The 732-nt window shown below is 46.6% G+C and carries 1 protein-coding gene and 1 pseudogene; both read left to right on the top strand.

Translation table 11 applies throughout. The annotated features are described in order from the left end of the window. A pseudogene (locus ACFIKG_RS09605) lies at window positions 1-176 on the top strand (PBSX family phage terminase large subunit); the annotation flags it as partial. Next, window positions 161-732 (top strand): portal protein (locus ACFIKG_RS09600; protein ID WP_375652232.1); only part of this gene is annotated, 572 nt, incomplete at its 3' end. The pseudogene ACFIKG_RS09605 and the gene ACFIKG_RS09600, both read left to right, overlap by 16 nt.

Genomic DNA, 732 nt, shown 5'->3' with positions numbered 1-732 from the left:
AGAAATGGGATGAGAAGCGCAATATTGGCTTGGGAGCAGAGCACGATTGGTCCAGTCATGGGGCAGATGCCTTTGGACTGATGTGTATTTCATACAAACCACCAAAAGAAATACAAAAGCGACCAGCTTATAGCGGCAGAACGGAATATGAGAGTACCTCATGGATGGCAGAATGATGCATGATGATGAACATTTAGAGAAAGACAGCAACGTATCTGATCTCTCTCATGAAGGTTTGTTTCGTAAGCTTGTGAGCTGGTACAAAGAAGATGTGGAGCATGTGAACAAATGGCGTGAACATGCGCGGGAGGATTTTGGTTTTTACAATGGTGATCAATGGAATGAAGAAGATTTATCGGCGTTAAAAAAGCAACGCCGCCCCGTTATGACCTTTAATCGTATTGCCCCATTGGTCAATGCCGTTGTGGGGTCAGAGCGTAATAACAAGCGCGAAGTGCAGTTTATTCCACGTCAAGTAGGGAAGGCATTGCCTAGTGAATTGCTTACCGGTGCGGCAGAATGGTTTCGGGACATGGCGCATGCCGAATACGCTGATAGTGATGCTTTCCAAGATGCGGTTATCTGTGGCATGGGGTGGACTGATACACGGCTTGATTATGAGAACAGCCTCGATGGTGAACCGGTAATTACCCGTTTAGACCCGTTAAAGATGGTTTGGGATAGTGCAGCGGTGCAACCGAATTTAACCGATGCGCAACGTTTGTGGTATGT

The sequence above is a fragment of the Bartonella sp. LB28NMGDW genome (assembly GCF_042194435.1).
Classification (GTDB): Bacteria; Pseudomonadota; Alphaproteobacteria; order Rhizobiales; family Rhizobiaceae; genus Bartonella; species Bartonella grahamii.
Note: the sequence above shows the minus strand (reverse complement) of the source record. Positions and strands in the feature narration are given on the sequence as shown.